At 71.4% G+C, this 21063-nt stretch carries 14 protein-coding genes and 1 pseudogene; 10 read left to right on the plus strand and 5 right to left on the minus strand.

Annotated elements, in window-relative coordinates; translation table 11 throughout:
* Positions 1–35: 35 nt before the first annotated feature.
* Positions 36–224 (plus strand): annotated as a pseudogene (locus Q0937_RS09110) (ABC transporter permease subunit); the annotation flags it as partial.
* 118 nt (positions 225–342) lie between these two features.
* Here the strand turns inward: Q0937_RS09110 and Q0937_RS09115 are convergent.
* Complete coding sequence (locus Q0937_RS09115; RefSeq protein WP_299302703.1) at positions 343–2853, minus strand: NAD(+) synthase; 2511 nt, start codon at positions 2851–2853, stop codon at positions 343–345.
* A 284-nt stretch (positions 2854–3137) separates the two neighbouring features.
* Here Q0937_RS09115 and Q0937_RS09120 point away from each other — a divergent pair, with 284 nt between their 5' ends.
* The 5 genes from Q0937_RS09120 to Q0937_RS09140 all read left to right on the plus strand — a co-directional run bounded on the left by Q0937_RS09120 (position 3138) and on the right by Q0937_RS09140 (position 9082).
* On the plus strand, positions 3138–4001 hold the full coding sequence (locus tag Q0937_RS09120; protein WP_299302706.1) for a carbohydrate ABC transporter permease: 864 nt from the start codon (positions 3138–3140) through the stop codon (positions 3999–4001).
* 14 nt (positions 4002–4015) lie between these two features.
* Positions 4016–4987, plus strand: coding sequence for a carbohydrate ABC transporter permease (locus Q0937_RS09125; protein WP_299302709.1), 972 nt, complete (start codon positions 4016–4018; stop codon positions 4985–4987).
* Between the two features lie 102 nt (positions 4988–5089).
* Entirely contained in the window at positions 5090–6448 is a 1359-nt protein-coding gene (locus tag Q0937_RS09130) for an extracellular solute-binding protein (protein WP_299302711.1), read from the plus strand.
* A 436-nt stretch (positions 6449–6884) separates the two neighbouring features.
* Positions 6885–7808, plus strand: coding sequence for an ABC transporter ATP-binding protein (locus Q0937_RS09135; RefSeq protein WP_299302714.1), 924 nt, complete (start codon positions 6885–6887; stop codon positions 7806–7808).
* Positions 7808–9082, plus strand: coding sequence for an ABC transporter permease (locus tag Q0937_RS09140; RefSeq protein WP_299302717.1), 1275 nt, complete (start codon positions 7808–7810; stop codon positions 9080–9082). The genes Q0937_RS09135 and Q0937_RS09140 overlap by 1 nt, the downstream gene beginning before the upstream one ends.
* 35 nt (positions 9083–9117) lie before the next feature.
* Here Q0937_RS09140 and Q0937_RS09145 read toward each other — a convergent pair whose 3' ends face one another.
* Together Q0937_RS09145 and recR are read right to left on the minus strand one after the other, a co-directional pair.
* On the minus strand, positions 9118–10818 hold the full coding sequence (locus tag Q0937_RS09145) for a hypothetical protein (protein WP_299302720.1): 1701 nt from the start codon (positions 10816–10818) through the stop codon (positions 9118–9120).
* An 18-nt stretch (positions 10819–10836) separates the two neighbouring features.
* A complete protein-coding gene (recR, locus tag Q0937_RS09150; RefSeq protein WP_299302723.1) occupies positions 10837–11430 on the minus strand; it encodes a recombination mediator RecR in 594 nt (197 codons plus the stop codon).
* Between the two features lie 174 nt (positions 11431–11604).
* Here recR and Q0937_RS09155 point away from each other — a divergent pair, with 174 nt between their 5' ends.
* On the plus strand, positions 11605–12135 hold the full coding sequence (locus tag Q0937_RS09155) for a transcriptional regulator (RefSeq protein ID WP_299302726.1): 531 nt from the start codon (positions 11605–11607) through the stop codon (positions 12133–12135).
* Positions 12136–12242: 107 nt separating this feature from the next.
* Here Q0937_RS09155 and Q0937_RS09160 read toward each other — a convergent pair whose 3' ends face one another.
* The gene (locus tag Q0937_RS09160; RefSeq protein ID WP_299302728.1) at positions 12243–15755 is read right to left on the minus strand and encodes a DNA polymerase III subunit gamma and tau; all 3513 of its coding nucleotides are present in this window, start codon (positions 15753–15755) and stop codon (positions 12243–12245) included.
* A 32-nt stretch (positions 15756–15787) separates the two neighbouring features.
* On the minus strand, positions 15788–17170 hold the full coding sequence (locus tag Q0937_RS09165; protein WP_299302732.1) for a hypothetical protein: 1383 nt from the start codon (positions 17168–17170) through the stop codon (positions 15788–15790).
* Positions 17171–17320: 150 nt separating this feature from the next.
* Between Q0937_RS09165 and Q0937_RS09170 the strand changes: the two genes are divergently transcribed.
* The 3 genes from Q0937_RS09170 (at position 17321) to Q0937_RS09180 (ending at position 21043) form a co-directional block, all read left to right on the plus strand.
* On the plus strand, positions 17321–17743 hold the full coding sequence (locus tag Q0937_RS09170; RefSeq protein WP_299302735.1) for a VOC family protein: 423 nt from the start codon (positions 17321–17323) through the stop codon (positions 17741–17743).
* 87 nt (positions 17744–17830) lie between these two features.
* Positions 17831–19324 (plus strand): dicarboxylate/amino acid:cation symporter, encoded by a 1494-nt coding sequence (locus Q0937_RS09175; protein WP_299302737.1) that lies wholly within the window; start codon positions 17831–17833, stop codon positions 19322–19324.
* Positions 19325–19720: 396 nt separating this feature from the next.
* Entirely contained in the window at positions 19721–21043 is a 1323-nt protein-coding gene (locus Q0937_RS09180) for an MFS transporter (protein ID WP_299302740.1), read from the plus strand.
* The last annotated feature ends 20 nt before the right edge of the window (positions 21044–21063 follow it).

A 21063-nucleotide genomic window follows, 5' to 3' on the forward strand; every position in this document is an offset into this window, starting at 1 on the left:
TCATCCTTCTTCGGCGAGTGATGTGGGGGCCGACGATACCGATCGTGGTGTGGATGATGCGCTCGTTCTTCCTCGAGGTGCCCGGTGAGGTGCTCGAGGCCGCCTCGATCGACGGGGCCTCGCTGCTGCGCACCGTGGGCACGGTGCTGCTGCCGATGGTCGCGTCGGGCATCGCCGCCATGACGCTGATCTGCGTGATCTTCGCGTGGAACGAGTTCTTCTTCCCCGGCGCACACACCCGGCCGCTTTTGCGCCGCTGAGGACCGATGCTGATGCCCGCATCGGTCCTCAGCGGCGCAAAAGTGCGCTTGGCCCGCGGCGGCGGCAGCGGGGGCCGCCCCGTCAGTCGCCGGGCACCTCGCGCTCGATCTCGGCCAGCCAGGCCTTCGCCGCCGCGTCGGACGGCATCCGCCAGTCGCCGCGCGGCGAGAGCGAGCCGCCGGCGAGCACCTTCGGGGCGTTGGGCAGGGCGGAGCGCTTGAACTGGTTGGCGAAGAACCGCCGGGTGAACACCGTCAGCCAGTGCTTGATCTCGCCGCGGGTGAAGGAGCGCTTGTCCGCCTCGATGTACCCGGCCGGCCACTCTCCGGCGTCGACGTCCCCCCACGCCTGATGGGCGAGGTAGGCCGTCTTCGCGGGACCGTAGCCGCGACGCAGCAGGTGGTAGAGGAAGAAGTCGTGCAGCGCGTAGGGGCCGATGGACCCCTCGGTGGTCTGCGCCTCCTCGCCCTCGCGGGTGGGGATCAGCTCCGGGGTGATCTCGGTGTCGAGCACCGCCTGCATGACGTCGGTCGCCTCCTCGCCGAAGATGCCCTCGGCGATCACCCAGCGGATCAGGTGCTGGATCAGGGTCTTGGGCACACCGGCGTTCACGCCGTAGTGGGACATGTGGTCGCCCACCCCGTAGGTGCACCAGCCCAGCGCCAGCTCGGAGAGGTCGCCGGTGCCCACCACGATGCCGCCCTGGTGGTTGGCGAGGCGGAACAGGTAGTCGTAGCGGAGCCCGGCCTGGACGTTCTCGAAGGTGACGTCGTAGACCTCCTCGCCGCTGCCATAGGGATGGCCCATGTCCTTGAGCATCTGGGTGGCGGCGGGGCGGATGTCGATCGTCTCGAAGCTCGCGCCGACCGCGCGGGAGAGCAGCTCGGCATTGGAGCGGGTGTTCTCGCTGGTCGCGAAGCCGGGCATCGTGTAGGTGAGGATCTCGGAGCGCTCGCGGCCCAGCAGATCCATCGCCCGCGCACACACCAGCAGCGCATGGGTGGAGTCCAGGCCGCCGGAGACGCCGAGCACCGGCTTCGTACCGCCGGGCTTGTCCCCACCGATCGCGCTCAGCCGACGCACCAGCCCCGCGACCTGGATCGAGAACGCCTCATAGCAGTCCTGCGCCAGGCGGGCCGGGTCGTCGGGCACGAAGGGGAAGCGGTCCAGCTTGCGGCGCAGCGGCCCGGTCGCGGGGCGGCCGACGAAAGCGGAGCCCTCCTCGTGATCCCAGGCATCGAAGGAGATCCCCTCGGTCGAGCGGGGCGAGCGGGACGCGAGCATCCCGTCCTCACGGGGAGCGCCGGGCGCGTCGGCCCCGTCGGTCCCGCCGGCTCCACTGGCGTCACCGGCCTCGTCGGTCCCGCCCGCTCCACTGGCGTCACCGGCCCCGCTGGCTCCGCTCCCGTCGGCCCCGGCGGCCGTCGCCGTCCCGAACAGGAGCCGCTCGCTCCCGCCGGCGTATTCCTTCAGCCGCTCGGCGTGGGTGCGGCGGTTGTCGTCGAAGGTGTTCATCCGGCGACGTTCGGCGACGATCCGGTCCAGGTCGATGTCGGCGATCGTGGCGCGCGGGCCCTGCGGGAAGCGCTCGGTCTCCCCGAGCAGGTCACCGCATTCGAAGATGAAGGTCTGTCCGTCCCAGGCGAGATCGGTGGTGGACTCCCCCTCGCCGGCGGCAGCGTAGACGTACGCGGCCTGGGAGCGGGCGGAGGCGGAGCGTGCCAGCAGCTTGCGCTCGTCGGCCCGACCGATGGTGATCGGGGAGCCGGAGAGGTTCGCGATCACGGTGGCGCCGGCGAGCGCGGCCTCGGCCGACGGCGGGATCGGCACCCACATGTCCTCACAGATCTCGACGAACAGCGACAGGCCGGGCAGATCCGGCACCGTGATCAGCTGGTGCGGAGTGAGGGTGTGCTCGACGCCGCCGATGCGCACGCTCTCCCAGCAGGCGTCGTCCCCCGAGGAGTACCAGCGGCGCTCGTAGAACTCGCGATAGGTGGGCAGGTGCTGCTTGGCGTGGATGCCGACGATCCGGCCCCGATGGATCGTGATCGCGCAGTTCAGCAGGCGGTTCCGGGACGGGACCCGCAGCGGTGCGCCCAGCACGATGATCGGCATCAGCTCACGGCTGGCCTCGACCACGGTGGTGATCGCCTGCTCGGCGGCGTACAGCAGCGGCTCCTGGAGCACCAGGTCCTCGAGCGAATAACCGGTCAGCGACAGCTCGGGGAAGACCGCGAGCCCCACCTGCTGCGCGTGCAGGTCCCGCAGCACCTCGAGATGGCGCTCGGCGTTGGTGGCCGGGTCGGCGAGCGCGACCGGGAGGGTCACGGCGGCGGTGCGCAGGAAGCCGTGGTCGAAGACCGAGGCGTGAGGATCCGAGGGGTCCTCATGGGTGATGGTGGGCAGCGCGCGCTCCAGCTGATGGTCGCGGTCAGGCGCCGCCGGCACATGCCCGCCCGGCACCGGGGCAGAGGTCGCGGCGTCGTGCTGGTGCGCCGGGGCGGGGCTCGACGGCTGGTTCTGACCCGGGGGCAACGACCGGTCCTGACCGGTGGGCTGCGGGGCTGTGGGATGCGACGCGGAGCTCATGGTGCCGAGCGTAGTGGAGCACCGCGCCGCCGTGCCGCTCTGCGTCCGTTCGGTCGGCCCCGCCCTGCACCGCTGCCGCCGGTGCCGCCGCTGCCGCCGGTGCCGGCCCGTCGGCCCGTCGGTCTGTGGGCCGGCCACCCGGCGGCGCATCGGCCCATCGGCCCATCGGCCCATCGGCCCATCGACCAGACCCCATCCCTGGGCACAGGGCACGGGACATGCCGCTCACCTGCTATACGTTGTGCGATGGACTCGAGCACGACACGGCACACGTCAGGGGCGGCATGAACTCTCGCAGGCCCCTGCTGGGCTGGCTGCTCATCGCCCCGAGCCTGATCGGCGTGAGCGCGTTCCTGATCCTGCCGGTGGTGCTCGCCTTCATCGTCTCCCTGTTCCGCTGGGACCTGCTGGGCACCCGCCGCTTCATCGGGCTGGAGAACTACCAGGCCCTGTTCACCGACGGCGCGCTGTTCAACTCGCTGCTGGTCACCGGGATCTTCACCCTGATCTCTGTGCCGGTCTCGCTGGCGCTGGGCCTGATCCTCGCCACCCAGCTGGTGCGCGCCCTGCCGGGCTCGGCGATCGTGCGGGTGATCGTGGTGATCCCCTGGGTGTGCGCGCCGCTCGCGCTCGGCGTGGTCTGGAAGTGGATCTTCCAGCCGTCGGTCGGCGCGCTGAACCAGATCCTCGGTGTGCGCATCGAATGGCTGACCGATCCGTCGCTCGCCCTGCCCGCGGTGGCGTTCGTGGCCATCTGGCAGAACGTCGGCTACATCTCGCTGTTCTTCCAGGCCGGGCTCACCCGCATCCCGGACTCGATCTACGAGGCCGCCCGCATCGACGGCGCCGGGCCCGCCCAGCAGCTGTGGTTCATGACGGTCCCGCTGCTGCGGCCCACCACCTTCTTCCTCGCCGTCACCCAGGTGGTGGCGAGCTTCCAGGTGTTCGACATGGTCTTCGCCCTCACCGGCGGCGGCCCCCAGCACCGCACCGAGGTCATCGCCTCGCTCATCTACAACGAGGCCTTCGTCTCCAGCCGCCTGGGCCGCGCGAGCGCCGTCGCGGTGATCCTGTTCCTCCTCCTGGTGGTGATCACGGTGGCCCAGCAGCGCTGGTTCTCCCGCCGCATCACCTACGACATGAGCTGAGAGGAGCCGACGAGATGACCGCACCGCACAGCACCCCCGGTACCTCCGATGCACGCCGCGCGAACGCCGGCAGATCGGCCGACGTGTCGCGAGCCGGCACCACCGCGGCCGACGGCCGCAGCCCGGCCCGTCGATCGCGCCGCCTCACCGGCTCGCTGCTCGCCCGGCGCCTGCTCGGACACGGCGTCACCTACCTGGTGCTCGCGGTCGCCGCGGTGCTGACCCTGGGCCCGTTCCTGTTCTCCGTGCTCACCGCGTTCACCTCCACCCGGCAGTTCGCCCAGGAAGGACCGCTGTCCATCCCGGCGCCGCCGGTGCTGGAGAACTTCATCGGGCTGTTCACTGGGACCGACGGCTTCGTCACCCCGGTGGTCGTCACCGTGCAGATGGTCGCGGTGATCCTGGTGGGCCAGATGGTGTTCTCGGTGCTGGCCGCCTATGCCTTCGCCCAGCTCCGCTTTCCCGGTCGCGACCTGCTGTTCTGGGTGTACATCGCGACGCTGATGGTGCCGCAGGTGGTCGTGGTGGTGCCGCTGTACCTGATGATGAGCGAGGTGGGCCTGCGCAACACCTTCTGGGCCCTGATCCTTCCCTTCGTGCTCGGCTCCCCCTATGCGATCTTCCTGCTGCGGGAGAACTTCCGCGGCGTGCCCAGCGAGCTGATGGACGCGATGCGGATCGACGGCGCAGGCACCCTGCGCCTGCTGTGGCACCTGGTGGTGCCGCTGAACCGGCCGATCATCGTCACCCTGGTGCTGATCACCGTGGTCACCCACTGGAACAACTTCATGTGGCCGATGGTGATCACCTCGGGCCCCGAGTGGCGGGTGATCACCGTGGCGACCTCGGCGCTGCAATCGCAGTACAACAACAACTGGACCCTGGTCATGGCCGGGACCACGCTCGCGATGCTGCCGCTGGTGATCCTGATGGTGGTGTTCCAGAAGCAGATCACCCGCTCGGTCGGCGACGCGACGCTGCGCTGACGCCTGCGGTCCAGCGCCGACGTCATCCGAGGACAGAGGTCGCCCCATCACCAGCACCGATGATCGACAATGGGAGCAACCGTGCTCCCGGAAGGACATCACATGCTGAACCGTCGTACCCTCCTCTCCTCCTTCGCCGCCGCAGGCCTGCTCACCACCGCGGCGGCCTGCTCCCCATCGAGCGATGGCGGCGGCGACGGGGGCGGCGCGAGCGATGCGGGCGGCACCACCGGTGGGGACAAGGGCACGCTGACCTTCCGTCTGTGGGATGAGAACGCCGTGGCCGCGTACGAGGAGTCATTCCAGGCGTTCACCGCCGAGAGCGGCTGGAACGTGACCATCGACGTGGTGCCGTGGGCCGATTACTGGACCCGCCTGCCGCTGGATGTGGCCAGCGGTGACGCGGCGGATGTGTACTGGATGAACTCCGCGAACTACATCCAGTTCAAGGATTCGGACGCGCTGCTGGACATCAACGAGGTGATCCCCGACGGCGCCGCCCAGTGGGAGAAGTCCGTGGTGGACCTCTACACCCGCGACGGCGGGCTGTGGGGCGTGCCGCAGATCTGGGACTCGATCGCCCTGTTCTACAACAAGGCCCTGGTCGAGGAGGCGGGCGTGGACCCGTCGGCCCTCGCCTTCGACCCCACCGCGGAGACGGACTCGCTGCGCGACGCCGGAAAGGCGCTGACCCTGGACGGCGCCGGCAGACATCCGGGCGAGGACGGCTTCGACGTCGACGCCCGCGAGCAGTTCGGCTTCAACTCGCAGGCCGACCGCCAGGCGATCATCGGCCCGATGCTCGCCGCGAACGGCGCGACCTGGCAGGAGGACGACCAGTACACCTTCGCCTCCCCCGAGGGCATCGAGGCGTTCCAGTACATGGCCGACCTCATCAACGTGGAGAACGTGGCCCCCAGCGCCGCCGACACCAACGAGAACGGCGACTTCACCCGCGATCTGTTCACCCAGGGCAAGCTCGGCCTGTTCCAGTCCGGCCCCTACAACCTGCTGGCGATCTCCGAGGGTGTGGCCGACTCCTTCGAGTGGGCGCTCGCCGCGCCAGTGGCCGGCCCTGCGGGCGCGAAGTCCCTGGTCCACGGCGTGGTCGCGGTGGGCAACGCGCAGGCCGACGAGGAGCAGCAGGCCGGCATCACCGAGCTGCTGACCTGGCTGGGCAGCAAGGACGGCCAGCTGCCGCTCGCCGAGAAGGGCGTCTCCTTCCCCGGCCACGTGGAGGCGCAGGACGCCTTCATCGCGTTCTGGGACGAGAAGGGCGTGGACGTCAGCGTCTTCGTCGACGCCGCAAAGGACGCTGCCGAGGCCGACACCGGCGCCCGGGCGAACGCCGGCCTCACCGCCGCGATCCCGGTCTTCCAGGAGGTCTTCATCGGCCGCCTCACCGCCGAGGAGGGTATCCCGCAGGCCCAGGAGGAGGGCAACGCCGCCATGGCGGAGTGAGCCCACCGGCCCTTCGGTGCACCGGCCCGGCTGAGCGGATGTCGAGAACTGGCGCTGGGGAGCACGCTGCGGACATATGACCAGAGCGTGCTCTATGGCGCCAGTTCTCGTTGCTCAGCCCGGGAAGACCCTCCACCACTCCCCCACGATTCGTGCCCGAAATGTGCCCGCGAAGGCCGGCCCGTGAAGGGTTCCGGCGTGCCAGTCTGTGCACATGACGCACAGCACACCCGCGGCCGGGGGCACGGGCCGGGGCTCGCAGGGGGAACCGGGACCGCCGCCCACGCCTGCCGCCTACGACCAGTGGCCGACCCAGTCCGGCGGTCCGACCCAGAGCATTCCCCCGCGGAGCCTTCCCCCGCACGGCGACCCGCCGCAGAGCGGTCCGACCCACCCAGGGTCGGCCGGCGCTGGCCCCGGGATCGTCGCCGAGCATGTGAGCCGCTCCTTCGGCAGCGTGCAGGCGGTGCATGACCTGAGCTTCACCGCACCGCGCGGGGCAGTGACGGCGCTGGTGGGTCCGAACGGCTGCGGCAAGTCGACGCTGATGCTGATGCTCGCCTCGCTGCTGGCACCGCAGTCCGGCCGGGTGCTGATCGACGGCGTGGATCCGTCGGCCGATTCCCCGGCGGTGCGGGCGAGCGTGGGCTGGATGCCGGACCAGTTCGGGGCGTGGGACTCGCTGCGGGTGGCGGAGGTGCTCGAGGTGATGGGCCGGGCCTACTTCCTGCCCGGGGCGGAGCTGCGGCAGCGGGTCGACGAGCTGCTGCAGCTGCTGGACCTCGCCTCCCTCGCCCAGCAGCCCGCGCATGTGCTCTCCCGGGGGCAGAAGCAGCGGCTGGGCCTGGCCCGTGCGCTCATCCATGGCCCCTCGGTGCTGATCCTCGACGAGCCCGCCTCCGGCCTCGACCCAGCATCGCGGCGGCGCCTGCTGCGGGTGGTCCGCTCGCTCGCGTCCGCGGGCACGACGGTGCTGGTCTCCAGCCATATCCTCACCGAGCTCGAGGAGATGGCCGATCACGTGGTGTTCATGGATTCCGGGCGGGTGGTGGATGCCTCGAGCGTGCGCGATCTGGCCGCCCGGCCGCGACCTTGGAGGATCAGCTCGCTGGACCTGCAGGCCCTGGCTGCGGCGCTGGGACGGCTCGGGGTGCACCACCGCGGGGTGCTGGGCCCGGAACGCACCACCAGCGGTCACGCGGAGGTGATCGTGGAGCTGCCCGACGAGGCCACTGCCGCCCGCCTGCTGGCCGACCTCGCCGCCGCGAGAGCACAGGTCATCGCGTTCGGTCCGGCGACCGGTCGGCTCGAAGCCGCCTACCTCGCCAGCGATGCCGCCCACCGTGAAGGAGCCCTGTGATGAGCGCACCCACCTCTGTGCCCGGGCCGCCCCCGACGGCGACCCCCGGCGGCCCCGGATCCAGCGGGCCGCCGCCTGCTGGACGCCCACCCGGCGGGTCGACACCCGGCGGGCCGACACCCGGCGGGCCGACACCCGGCGACCCCGCCCCCGACAGCCCCGGACCCGACGGCCCCGCGCCGTCCACCCGGCGCCGCCCCCTCAACGGGATCCTCTCGCTGCGTCCGCGCGGGCTGTGGCTGGTCACCTCCCTCGAGCTGCGCCAGCGGATCCGGTCGGTGCGCTGGTACGTCGCGCTGGCGGTGTGGACCCTGGTGCTGCTGGGCATCGGCGGGCTGGGGCTCGCGCCCACGCTCTACACCGCGCAGTGGGATTCCCTGCAGCCGGTCGCGGCGGTGATCTTCAGCCTGCAGGTCATCCTGGTGCTGTTCGCGATGCTGCTGGTGGTGCCTGCGCTGTCCGCCGGATCGATCAACGGCGACCGCACCGCCGGAACCCTCGCCACGCTCCAGGCGAGCCTGCTCAGCCCGCTGGAGATCGTGCTGGGCAAGCTGCTGGCCGGCTTCCTCACCGGCCTCGCCTTCCTGGTGCTGGCCCTGCCCTCGGTGGTGCCGATCGCGGTGCTGGGCGGGATCGGGTTCTTCTATTTCCTGCGGATCGTGCTGGTCATCGCGCTGCTGACGCTGTGCGTGACCGCGGTGGGGCTGGGCCTGTCCGCGGTGACGAACCGTCAGCTGGGCTCGGTGGTGCTCGCCTACGTGATCGTGTTCGGCGTGTCCGTGGTGCTGCCGATCGCCTGGGGCTCCACGGCGATCTTCCTGCAGCAGGAGCGCGAGGTCACCGAGTACTACTCCACCTACGAGACCGATGGCACGAGCCCGGCACGCTGCGTGGCGGAGCAGGAGACCCGGAGCGTCCCGCGGATCGATCTGACGATGCCGCTGCTGTGGGGCAATCCGGTGGTGCTGCTCGCCGAGGCGTCGCCCCCGCTGCCGTCCGACTACTGGGCCGAGGAGGAGGAGAACGCGGATGCCCTGCGAGTCCTCAAGCTGGGCATGCGCGAAGTCGCCACCATCGCCCATCCCGCCCACCAGAACTTCTGCGACCCCGGCCAGGAGGGCTATCCCGAGGAGCTCGCCGCCCCGCCGAACCGGCCGATCTGGCCGATGGGTCTGGCGCTGTGGATGTTCGCCGGCGGGATCTCGCTCGCGGTGGCGACCTGGAGGCTCGCAGTGCCGATCCGGCACCTCGGCAGCGGCACGCGGATCGCATGAGCCCGGGCTGCGGGCCGACGCCGGCCCGCAGCGCCCTACAGCTCGCGCAGCCCGGTGACGGAATCGGGGATGCCGTGCCGCGGCGGGGCATCGCCCCCGCTGACCTGGCCGCCGCCGGTGAAGGAGGAGCCTTCGCCGCCGAAGTCCGGGAGGGTGCCGCCGGCGAGGTCCGCCTGGCGCACGGCGGTGTCCTTCGCGCCGGGCTCGGAATCATCGACCCAGAGCCGTTCCCCGGCGGCGTCGAGGTCGAAGATCTCCAACGTGTGGTCGCCGCCCGCGGCCTGGAGCCGCTTGCGCAGCGCGGCCCGCACAGCGGGATCCTTGGCGCGATCCGCACGGGTGCCGATGTCCGGGGCGACCAGCGCATACGGGCTCTCCCGGCGCACATAGTCCCCGGCCTGGCCATAGAGCAGATCCCGCAGCCCGCTGCGCATCGCGGAGGCGGCGGCTAGGCCCAGCAGGGGCACCAGAATCAGGGCTCCGGCCACGATCCACACCCAACTCAGGGCCGTCGCGACCTGCACGACCTGCAGGACCACGGCGAGCAGGACGGCGCCCAGCAGGCCCCATCCAGCGCTGATCCAGCCGGTCAGGCCTGCCACTCGTGCCTCCCACGGGTTCACCCGGGCGCGATGGCTCCAGTCCTCATAGGTGCGCTGGTCGGTGACCTGGTCGCGCTGCCCTGCGGAGAGCATCATCGCGGTCGCGGGGGCCAGGGCGAGCCCGAGCAGCACCACCGCAGCCACCGGCAGGGCGAGCAGCAGCTGCAGGAGGGGCAGGGCCGAGCCGGCGTCCACGAGATCCATCGTGGTGAAGCCGACGATCACGGTGACCAGGTCGGTGATCCCGAAGATGATCCAGCCGAGCCCGGCGGCGGCCGGGATCACCCAGGTCAGGCTCGCCCGGTACAGCAGCGCCAGTGTGATGACCGCACCGCGGGGGGTGAAGGCTGCACTGGCCGCCTCGGTGCCGGGATCCGGCGGGAGGTGCCGACGATCCTGGACCAGGACCTGCTTGGCGGCCTCGCGTCGCTCCTCGGGATCCCGGCCGATGCGGGCCGTGGTGCGCAGCGCCTCGGCATCGGGGACGCCCAGCAGCTTCGGCGCGGTGACCGTGCGCCGCACCAGCACCCAGGCGAGCTGCAGCGCGAGGATCGCCAGGCACAGGGAGGACAGCGGTCCCGCACCGAGGCCGGTCCACGGCTGCGGCACGCCCAGCAGCACGGTGAGGGGCAGGGCGAGCACCACGAGCAGCGGCGGGAGCATCAGCATCGCGGTGATGCCCGTGGCGACGGCTCGCTGGAACCCCTTCTCGCTGAGGAAGCGGCGCGGCTGGAGGCCGGCGATCACGCTGGGGGCCAGGGGCACCAGCGCCAGACTGAGCAGGGTCGCTGCGGCGGGGACCAGCAGGAAGGCGGAGCCGAGTCCAGCACTGGTGAATCCCAGATCGATCAGAGCCGCCCGCAGGAAAGCAGGTTCCGCGAGCGCGGACAGCAGCGAGAGGAACCAGAACGTCGGCGAGGCACCGAGGACGTACAGGGTCAGCAGCACGTACCACAGGCCCAGCAGCACCAGGGCGGGGGCCCAGAAGATCTGCAGCAGACGCTTCCGGATCGCGCCCTTGGACTCGGCGATGATCTCGCCGGGCGGGATGAGGGTGGTGGCCTCGCCCGGCAGCCGCCGAGGCTCCGGAAGGTCCGTCAGCGGCGGCAGCGAGCGGGCATAGGGCGAGGTCATCGGGGCTCCTGACAGGCCTCAGACGGAGCGGCGGCCCAGGAAGGCACGACCCAGCGTCATCTCGTCGGCGTAGTCGAGGTCGCCGCCCACCGGCAGGCCGGAGGCGAGGCGGGTGACCGTGAGGTCCAGAGGGCTCAGCAGGCGGGAGAGGTAGGCGGAGGTGGCCTCGCCCTCGATGTTGGGGTCCAGCGCGAGGATGACCTCCGTGGTCTCCCCCGAGCCGAGCCGGCTCATCAGCTGGGTGATCCGCAGATCGTTCGGGCCCACCCCGCCGATCGGGTCGATCGCGCCGCCGAGCACGTGATAACGGCCCTTGAACTCGCGGATCTTCTCGATCGCGACGATGTCCTTGGACTCCTCGACCACGCAGATGATCTCTTCACTGCGGCGGGGGTCCGAGCAGATGCGGCACTCGTCCTCGGCGGAGACATTGCCGCACACCTCGCAGAAGCGCACGGTGTCCTTCACCTTGACCAGCACTTCCGCAAGGCGGCGCACCGCAGCATCGTCGGCGTCCAGCAGATGGAATGCGATCCGCTGCGCCGACTTGGGGCCGATGCCCGGCAGCCTGCCGAGCTCGTCGATGAGGTCCTGAACGATGCCTTCGTACACGTGCCCAACTGTAGTTCCCGGGGCCGACGGCCGGTCCCTCGGGGTGACCCACCCGCCACCGGCCGGCTCATCGCTCTGCCGGAGTGGCGGCGCCCGGTGAGGAGCGGTACGGTCATCCTCGGGTCGTCGCGTCCTTGCACGGCCCTTTGTCGACTCTGAACAGGACCAGGATCGATGTCCTCGATGCCCTACCCCTACGACTCCGCGGAGCCCGCCTCCGACTGCCGGGTGGCACAGGCCCCGGAGGTCCCCACCGCCGTGGTGTCGAAGCGGGACTTCCCGATGTACGAGATGCCCGCCCTGATGGATGGCACCTTCTCGCATCTCGTCGAAGTGCTGGAGGCCGCGGGACTGCACCCGATCGGCCCCGCCTTCGCCCTGCACCACCGCGCCCCGGTCGCGACCAGTGATCTCGAGGTCGGTTTCCCGATCGACGCTCCCCTGACCGAGTCGCTCTCCCTGCCCAGCGGCTATGAGGTGACCGGCTCGGTGCTGCCTGCAGGCCGCGTGGGCTGGATCTCCCACATCGGCGGGTATGGCGGGCTGGCAGAGAAGTGGGGGGAGTTCACGGAGCACATCGGCGAATCCGAGGAGCAGATGATCTATCCCTTCTGGGAGTTCTACGTGACGCCCCCGTCCCCGGAGATGAACCCGGCGCGACTGCGCACCGATCTGTTCAGCCTGCTCGAGCCGCGCGACGTCTGAGCATCGCTCCCGCCGTCTCCGGCTCAGGAGGCGGCCGTCTCCTGCGAGCTGATCCCCGGTCCGAGTCCGACGGAGATCGGCTCTGCTGCCTGACTCACGCTGCCTGACTAGCGGGGCCGGTTCTCATCGATCACTTCGAGGACCTTGCCGCCGAGCAGCTTCTCGATGATCTCGCGGCCGTTGCGGTTGGCGCCGGTGGCGTCGGCGTCGTCCCGAGTCGCGCCGCCGGTCGGGTCGGCGTCCGCCGCAGAGTCGTCGGACTGAGCACCGCGCGCGCCCCGGAAGCGCTGACCCGCCGGCCTGGACGCCTGCGCGGCCTGTGCCGCTTCACGCACCATCGCGGCGCCGCTGCGAGCAGGTGCGGGCTGAACGGGTGCCGCAGCTGTGGAAGCGGAGGCCGACGGGTCAACCGCCGACGGGGCGGGTCCCGACGAGGCCAGCCCTGACTGACCTCGCCCTTGCGGACCTGGCCGCGACGTATCGGGCCCCGAGGTGCCCGTGCCGGTGCCGGTGCCGGTGCCGGTGCCGGTGCCGGTGCCGGTGCCGGTGGTCGACGCTGCCGTGCCCCAGGAGGCCGCGGCCCGGTCGGCGGCGGAGCCGGCTGGCGCGTCGGCGGAAGACGGCGCGGCATCAGCGGGAGCGTGCGGGGGGACATTCGCGGAAGCCGCACTCGCGGCCGAGTTCCGCGCCCTCGGCGGCACGGCGTGCAGACCGGGCGCACCCGGCACCTCGGCGACATCTCCTGTCGCAATACCTGTCGTCGCGGCGTCAGCGGGCGCGACGTCAGCGGGGGCTGCGCCGGGCGGGGCGAGGGCGTCGTCGGCCGAGGCGGCACCGACTGGAGCGCCGCCGGGTGCCGCCGGCGAAGCAGCGTTCTGCGCCGGGCGGGAGTGGACGACGCGGCCTTCGGCGATCGCTCGCTTCAGCGCTTTCTGCCCGTAGGTGCGAGGTTCATCAGGCGGGACGGAGTCACGGCCCTCATCATCCACCACGGGGATCTCACCACTCGGTGCAGCGCCGCCAGGCGCGGTGCCGGCTGAGGCCGCGCCGCCCGGTGCAGAGCTCCCCCGCGCGGCGTCGCCAGGCGCGGTACGGGCTGTCGCGCCACCCCCCGGATCTGCCGGGCGCAGTGCATCGGACCAGGGCGCGGGGCTCTCCGCCCTGGTGGCGCTGCTCGGGCCCTGCGCGAGAGCCTGCTGCGGCGGTGCGTTCCGCGCCACGTGGTCGTCCGGTGGGTACTCGTCGTGAGGGTCCGGCGGATAGGGGTCATCAGGCTCCGGGGCGAAGTCCTCGACACGTTGGGCGACCGAGCCGCCCCGGCCCGCCTGGGCTGCGCGGGCCGCGGCCTGCATCGCCCTGTCCGAGGCTCGCTGGCCCAGGGAGACGGTGGGTTCCTCCCGAGGGGCCGGTGGTGCAGCGCTCGCTGTGTCGCGTGATGCGGGGTTCGCTGAGGTGCCCGTGGCCGCCTTCGCTGCGGTGCCGCGCGGGGGCACGGACGCAGCCGCGTCTCCCCACCGAGCCGGGCTGGAGCGGTTCACGTCCGGCTCAGGGCGTGCCGTCTGTTCACGCATCGACCCTCCGGACCCGCTGGCATTGCCCGAACCGCTCGGCCCGCCCTGCCCTGCCGGACCACCGGGTCCGGCCTGTCCACCCGGTCTGCCCTGTCCACCCGGCCCGGTCTGGCCGCCCTGCCCGCCGCCGCCAGAGCCGGGGCCGGGGTCCTCCCCGACCACGGCCTCGATGGAGACGTCGGTGTGCAGGATGCGACGCACGGCGTCGGCCAGGTTCTCCCCGGCGGTGCCGCGGTGGAACGCATTGACCAGCCCCTCCGTACGGAAACCGATCACCAGGGTGCTGCCGTGAGCTCCGTTGACGTGTCCGTTCTGGGACACCAGCGCCCAGCTCGGGCGCCGGATCTGCTGGAGCTCGTCCAGGATCGCGGACCAGTGCCCGCGCACGTGATCCGCATCGAGACCGTCCGGCACCGCAGCGGCCGGGGCGTCCTGCTGCGTCGAGCCGGCGTCCTGCCCCGCCGAGGGCTCCTGCACCGACGGGGAGCGCTGTGCGAGGGGAGGTTCATGCGCGGCGTCGGGCTGCTGCGCCGACGGCTGATCCTGCGCCGCTGGTGTCGGCGCCCAGGTGGTGGGCGCCTGCGCGGTGGAAGCCTGGAAGTTCCCGCTCTGAGTTTCTCCGTGCTCGGGCTCGGCCGGGGTGGCGGCCGGAGCCGATGAGGCTGGAGCTGATGAGGCTGGACCCTGCGCCTGCTGCGGGGCGGGCTGCTCCCGCGGCTCCGTCGGCGCCGGGGGACGGCCGCCGCGGGCTTGACGCGCCGCCTCGACCTTCTGCTGGGCGATGCGTCGCGCCTCTTCACGCGCGCCCGAAGGACCAGCAGCGCCTGCGGCGCCGGGGGCGCCGGGGGCGCCGGTGCTCTGGGCCGGACCCGCACCCGAACCTCCAGCCCCCGATGGCGCCCCTGCCCCGACCGGTGCAGGTCCGTCACCGGCGGCGAGGGCGGCCCGCTCGTTGCGCAGCACCAGTCGGGCTGCGAGCAGCTCGAGGTGGAGCCGCGGCGAGGTCGCGCCGCTCATCGTGGAGAGGGTCTCGTGGACCAGATCGCCGCACAGCGACAGATCCGCCGGGGAGAACTGGGTGGCCTGGCCGCGCATCTGCTCGAGGTCACCGGCCGGGACCTGCGGCAGCAGATCGGCGGCCTTGTCCGGCACGGCGGCCAGCACGATCAGATCGCGCATCCGCTCCAGCAGATCCTCGACGAAGCGCCGCGGCTCATGGCCGGTGGCGAGCACATGCTCGACCGCGCCGTACAGCGCGGCGGCATCCCGCTGGGCGATCGCGGTGACCGCGGTGTCCAGCAGTGCGGTGTCGGTGAAGCCCAGCAGAGCGATCGCGGTGGCGACGTCGAGCCCGCCGTCGTCGGCCCCGGCCATCAGCTGATCCAGCACCGACATCGAGTCACGCGCGGAACCGCCGCCGGCGCGCACCACCAGCGGCATCACGCCTTCGCCGACCTGCACGGACTCCGCGGCGCAGACCTCCTCGAGGTAGGGGCCCAGCACCTGCGGCGGGATCAGCCGGAAGGGGTAGTGGTGGGTGCGCGAGCGGATGGTGCCGATGACCTTGTCCGGCTCGGTGGTCGCGAAGACGAACTTCACGTGGTCCGGCGGCTCCTCGACCAGCTTCAGCAGCGCGTTGAACCCCGCCGAGGTGACCATGTGGGCCTCGTCGATGATGAACACCTTGTAGCGGTCCCGGACGGGGGCGAAGGAGGCACGTTCGCGCAGTTCACGGGCATCATCCACACCACCGTGGCTGGCGGCGTCGATCTCCACCACGTCCAGGCTGCCGGCACCGCCGGTGGCGAGGTCACGGCAGGAATCGCACTGCCCGCAGGGGATGTCCGTCGGCCCCTCCGCGCAGTTCAGGCAGCGGGCGAGGATGCGCGCGGAGGTGGTCTTGCCACAGCCGCGCGGGCCCGAGAACAGGTAGGCATGACCGACCCTCCCGGCACGCAGCGCACGCCGCAGGGGCGTGGTGACGTGGTCCTGGCCGATCACCTCGGCGAAGGACTCCGGGCGGTAACGTCGATACAGAGCTATGGCCACTCCGACAGGCTAGTCGAGGGTGCCCACCTTCCTCACCGCAGTGGACGGAGAGGATCTGTGGAGGAACGGTCCTCGGGCGCTGTCACGCCCTCTGCTCCGTGCACGTCGGCCGCAGCCCCCGGCCTCGTGTCATCGCCCTCGGTCGGGGACGACGCGGAATGAGCAGGTCCGACCGACGAGGCCGCCTCCTTCCCCCTCGCAGCCTTCGCCGCGGCGAGCTTCTCCCCGCGGCTGTGCAGCCCCCGGCGGGTCGCCAGGAACACACTCACCACCACGATCACCGGCACCAGCAGGTCCGGCAGCCAGTCGGGGATGTCGAAGGGCAGGCCGATGTCCGGCAGCAGCCCCAGCAGCCAGGCCAGCAGGTCGCGCACCGGCCGCAGCAGCATGGCGAAGAACTCTTTGATCGGGGAGACCACCGCTTCGAGGAACTCCTGGATCGGGCGCAGCAGCTGTGCGATCCACTCCCGCGGCGGTGCGGTCATCCGCGCGATCGCGTCGAGCGCCGGTCGCACCCGTGCCTCGAGCCAGTCGATCAACGGGTCGAGCAGGCCGCTGAACAGGGCGCCGAGGCCGAGCAGCGGCAGCAGGTAGCGCGCTGACTTCGTGAGCGCGGCGACCAGCGCATAGCGGGTGGGATGGGCGGTGCGCTTCTCCTCGCGGGCGGCCGACGGGGAACCGTCCGCCGGGACCAGCACGATGCGCTTGAACCCTTGACGGATGTCGACCTCCCCGGCGCCCCCCAGGCCGACGGTGCGGATGGTGATGTCCTCGGAGTCCACATATACGCCCCCGTCCCTGGGGCGGCGCACCGTGCAGAGCAGAGTCGCGAAGCCGTCCTTGACGGTGAAGCGGAGGTCGTCCTCCGCCCAGGGTTCGGCGCCGGCGCTCTCGTCGGGCTCCAGGGAAGAGTCCGCGCCGGCGGCCGAGTCCTCGCGCCCATCGTGAGTCGGGCCGTCGGCCCCCGCGGCACTCATGCCGTCTCCCGACTCAGGGGCCATTCCGGGGTCCTCTTCGACGCTCTTCTCCGGCGGCCTCGCCTTCGCCTCGGCCTTCGGGTCGTGCTCGATGCCGTCGATGACCACGGTGAACGTCGTGTCCAGGAGCCGGTGGCGCACTCGGACCAGGTAGTCATGGCGGCCGGTGCTGCCGCGGTATTCGACGTCGGCGGCGAAGCGGTGCGAGGTCTTCTCCCCGAAGGCCGGCTCGTCCTCATTCGTCGGGGCCGCGTTCGTCGGGGTCTCGTCCGTAGGGACCGCGTCCGTCGGGACCGCGTCCGTCGGGACCGCGTCCATCGGCGCCGCCTCCGTCGAGGTCCTGCCCGTCGGGAGCGGAGTCGTCGACTCCTGACGCGCTGCCGTCCGATCCGTCATCGACGATGCGTCGCGGTGGCGATCCAGGCGGTGCTCAGGCATGCCCCTACGATGCACCGCCGCACACCCCTCCCGCATCCGCCGCCCGGAGGGGAATCGCCGGCCACCCATCCACCGATCGGCGGACCCTGGATCACGGATCGACAGTCCGCACCTGTTGCCTGCACAGCCCGCGCCGCGAAGACTGAGCGCATGAGCGTCTTCGTCTCCCACACCAGCATCGACTGCCACGACGCCTACGCCCTCAGCGAGTGGTGGCGCAGGATCCTCGACTACGGGACGGACCCGGAGGATCCGAACCTTCCCGGACATGAGGAGTGCGCGATCTTCGACCCGGACACCGGCCACACCCTCCTGTTCCTCGAAGTGCCTGATGCCGAGCTGCCGGCCAAGCGCATCCACTTCGACGTGCGTCCGCGCGAGCGCACGCAGGAGCAGGAGATCCGCTGGCTCGAGGAGCAGGGCGCCACCCTCGTCGCCGACCACCGCGGGCAGTACGGGCCGGGCACGGGCTGGCTGACCATGGCTGATCCGGAGGGCAATCAGTTCTGCGTGCTGAAGTCCCTCGCCGAGCGCGCCCACGTCCCGAGCCCCGACCCCCAAGCCCCTCAATGACCCGCCTCGAAACTCCCAAGAAGCTCTAATGTGACCGCATAGCGGTTTCATTGAAAGTGCGATCAGGTCGGCGTAGCGTCACCTGCCGTGAGCACCTCGACCACTCCCTCCTCCACGGCCGCGACGCGCCAGCGCAACCCGCTGCGCGCGATCCTCGGCATCTCCTTCGGCTGGCAGGTCCTGATCGGACTCGTCCTCGGCATCATCCTCGGTCTCGTCGCCGCGCAGATCGGCCCCGTCGCCGAGACCGACGCGAACCCCGACGGCGCCAACTGGCTGACCACCGGCCTCGACACCATCGGCACCATCTTCGTGACGCTGCTGAAGGCCCTGGTCCCGCCGCTGATCTTCCTCGCGATCGTCACCTCGATCGCCAACCTCCGCAATGTCACCAACGCCGCGCGCCTGGCCTGGAAGACCCTGCTGTGGTTCGCGATCACCGCCCTCATCTCGGTCGCAGTCGGCATCACGCTGGGCGTGGTCACCTCCCCCGGTGAGAACTCCGGCGTGGACCGCTCCGCCGAGGCCGCCTCCTCCACCCAGGGCGGTTGGATGGACTTCCTCACCGGCCTGGTGCCCGCCAACTTCCTCGGCATCGCCGGGAAGGCCGGGGAGGACGGCTCCGTCTCCCTGAGCTTCAACGCCCTCCAGATCCTGGTCATCTCGATCGCCGTCGGCATCGCGGTGCTCAAGGTGGGCGAGAAGGCCGAGCCGTTCCTCAAGGTCACCGGCTCCGCGCTGGAGATCGTGCAGAAGCTGCTGTGGTGGGTCATCCGCCTGGCGCCGATCGGCACCGTCGGCCTGCTCGGCAACGCCGTCGCCTCCTACGGCTGGGAGGCCATCGGCCAGCTCGGCGTGTTCACCGTCGACGTCTACGTGGGCATGCTGATCGTGCTGCTGGTCGTCTACCCGGTGCTGCTGAAGCTCAACGGACTCTCCGTCGGCTCCTTCTTCCGCGGCGTGTGGCCCGCGACCTCGCTGGGCTTCGTCTCCCGCAGCTCGCTGGGCACCATGCCGATGACCCAGACGGTCACCGAGCGGATGGGCGTGCCCCGCCACTACGCGAGCTTCGCGATCCCGCTGGGCGCGACCACCAAGATGGACGGCTGCGCCGCGATCTACCCCTCGCTGGCCGCGATCTTCGTCGCGAACTTCTACGGCGTGCCCCTGGGCATCACCGACTACCTGCTGATCGTGCTGGTCTCGGTGCTCGGCTCCGCCGCGACCGCCGGCATGACCGGCGCGACCGTGATGCTCACCCTCACGCTGTCCACCCTGGGACTGCCGCTCGAGGGCGTGGGCCTGCTGCTCGCGATCGATCCGATCCTGGACATGGGCCGCACCGCCCTGAACGTCACCGGCCAGTCGCTGGTGGCCGTGATCGTCGCCAAGCGCGAGAAGATCCTGGACCAGGGCACGTACGACGCCACCCGTCGCACCTCCTTCCAGGTCATCCAGGCCGAGGAGACGGCCGAGGCCCAGGGCGCGCCCGACGCCGCGGCCGAGGCGGGCGAGTCGACCGAGGCAGGCGACTCGTCCGAGGTCGCAGACGGCACCGGGAAGCAGCCTGCCACCGCCTGACCAGCCCCCACGAGCCGCCTGAACTGGCTGCTCCACGGGCCGGGACGCGTCGAGCACTGGCGCTGGGCAGCACGCTCTGGCTATATGGCCAGAGCGTGCTCTCTGCCGCCAGTACTCGACGCTCACCCTCCCGACACTCGGCACGCGAGGCGCTCGGGGCACTCGGGGCACTCGGGGCGCCAGCCACCAGGCACCAGGCACCAGGCACCAGCCACGCAGTCCACATCTCGCGCCTGGTGAACCCGCGCACCACCGGCACCGCAGCCCTGGTCGGGCGCGCCTCCGGCCCCTACAGTGGTGCCGTCAGACCGGCCCGCTCACCCGGGCCTCAGCAGTGCATCTACCTCGGGTCCACCAGTGGATCGTCCAAGGCGGCACCCACCGTCCGGAGCAGTGATGACCACTCAGCAGACCTCCCCCGCGCCGCAGGCGCCCACCACCCTTCGCCGCGTCGCCGGCACCGCCTACTTCCCCATCGCGTTCGTGGCCCGCTTCCCGTTCGCGATGATGGTCGTGGGCACCCTGACCCTGGTGGTCTCCGCTCGCGAGTCGATCTGGCTGGGCGGCGTGAACTCGGCCGTGGTGGGGCTGGGCTCGGCCCTGGTCGGTCCTCTGCTCGGCGCCGCGGCCGACCGGATCGGGCAGCGGCCGGTCATCCTGCTCTCCGGGATCGTGAACTCGCTCGCGCTGCTGGCGATCGCCGCCGTGGCCTTCAGCGACCTGCCCGACATCGCGGTGCTCGCGGTCGGCTTCGTCATCGGCGCCTCCTCCCCGCAGATCGGCCCGTTCTCCCGCAGCCGCCTGGTGCATCTGATCCTCACCCGGCTTCCCAGCGGCCGCCGGGCCCACAGCCTCAACGCCACCATGGGCTACGAATCCGCCGCCGACGAGACAGCGTTCGTGTTCGGGCCCGTGGTGGTGGGCCTGCTCGCGACCACCCTGAGCCCCGCCGCGCCGATGATCGGTGCGGCGGTGCTCACGCTCCTGTTCGTCACCGCCTTCGCCCTGCACCCCACGGCCAAGGTCGCCGCGCCGACCGCCGAGGAGCCCGTCGCCCAGGCCCCCGCCAGGGAGCTGCGCACGCTCCGCGTGCTGGTGGTCGTCGCCGGCGCGCTCGGCGTGGGACTGTTCTTCGGCACGGTGCTCACCTCGCTCACCGCCTTCCTCGCCGACACCGGGAACGGCGACTCGGCCGGTCTGGTCTACGGCGTGATGGGCGTCGGCTCGACGATCCTGGCGCTGTCCGTCGCACGCTTCCCCGAGCGTTTCCGCCTCTCGGCGCGGTGGCTCAGCTTCTCCGCGCTGATGCTCGCCTCGATGATCGGCTTCGGACTCGCAGGCGGCCTGAGCGGCCTCATCGTGGCGATGGCGATCGCCGGGATCGGGATCGGGCCGACGATCGTGACGCTCTACAGCCTCGCCGCCGAGCGCAGCCCCCAGGGCCGCTCGGCGACCCTGATGACCATGCTCGGCTCGGCCACGATCGTCGGCCAGTCCGCCGCCTCCGCCCTGACCGGCGCGGTCGCCGAAGGCGCCGGGTCCCCGGTGGCGATGTGGCTGCCCGTCGGTGCGGCCGCCCTGGTGGTGCTCGCCGCCGTGGTCAACGCGCTGGTCTGCCGGGCCGCGGATCCCAGCCTCCTGCCGAAGCACGAGCTGAGCGACCAGGAGCTCCGCGAGGAGGCCCGCACGCTCACGGAGCTCCCCACCGAGCATCTCTGAGCAGCCCCGAGCTAATCCGA

The sequence above is a fragment of the uncultured Brachybacterium sp. genome (assembly GCF_947500705.1).
Taxonomy (GTDB): domain Bacteria; phylum Actinomycetota; class Actinomycetes; order Actinomycetales; family Dermabacteraceae; genus Brachybacterium.

Excerpts from the sequence above, each read along its gene's own strand:
- Q0937_RS09115 (WP_299302703.1), bottom strand. The coding sequence starts at position 2,853 with ATGAGCTCCGCGTCGCATCCCACAGCCCCGCAGCCCACCGGTCAGGAC.
- Q0937_RS09120 (WP_299302706.1), top strand. The coding sequence starts at position 3,138 with ATGAACTCTCGCAGGCCCCTGCTGGGCTGGCTGCTCATCGCCCCGAGC.
- Q0937_RS09125 (WP_299302709.1), top strand. The coding sequence starts at position 4,016 with ATGACCGCACCGCACAGCACCCCCGGTACCTCCGATGCACGCCGCGCG.
- Q0937_RS09130 (WP_299302711.1), top strand. The coding sequence starts at position 5,090 with ATGCTGAACCGTCGTACCCTCCTCTCCTCCTTCGCCGCCGCAGGCCTG.
- Q0937_RS09140 (WP_299302717.1), top strand. The coding sequence starts at position 7,808 with ATGAGCGCACCCACCTCTGTGCCCGGGCCGCCCCCGACGGCGACCCCC.
- Q0937_RS09145 (WP_299302720.1), bottom strand. The coding sequence starts at position 10,818 with ATGACCTCGCCCTATGCCCGCTCGCTGCCGCCGCTGACGGACCTTCCG.
- Q0937_RS09155 (WP_299302726.1), top strand. The coding sequence starts at position 11,605 with ATGTCCTCGATGCCCTACCCCTACGACTCCGCGGAGCCCGCCTCCGAC.
- Q0937_RS09165 (WP_299302732.1), bottom strand. The coding sequence starts at position 17,170 with ATGCCTGAGCACCGCCTGGATCGCCACCGCGACGCATCGTCGATGACG.
- Q0937_RS09170 (WP_299302735.1), top strand. The coding sequence starts at position 17,321 with ATGAGCGTCTTCGTCTCCCACACCAGCATCGACTGCCACGACGCCTAC.
- Q0937_RS09180 (WP_299302740.1), top strand. The coding sequence starts at position 19,721 with ATGACCACTCAGCAGACCTCCCCCGCGCCGCAGGCGCCCACCACCCTT.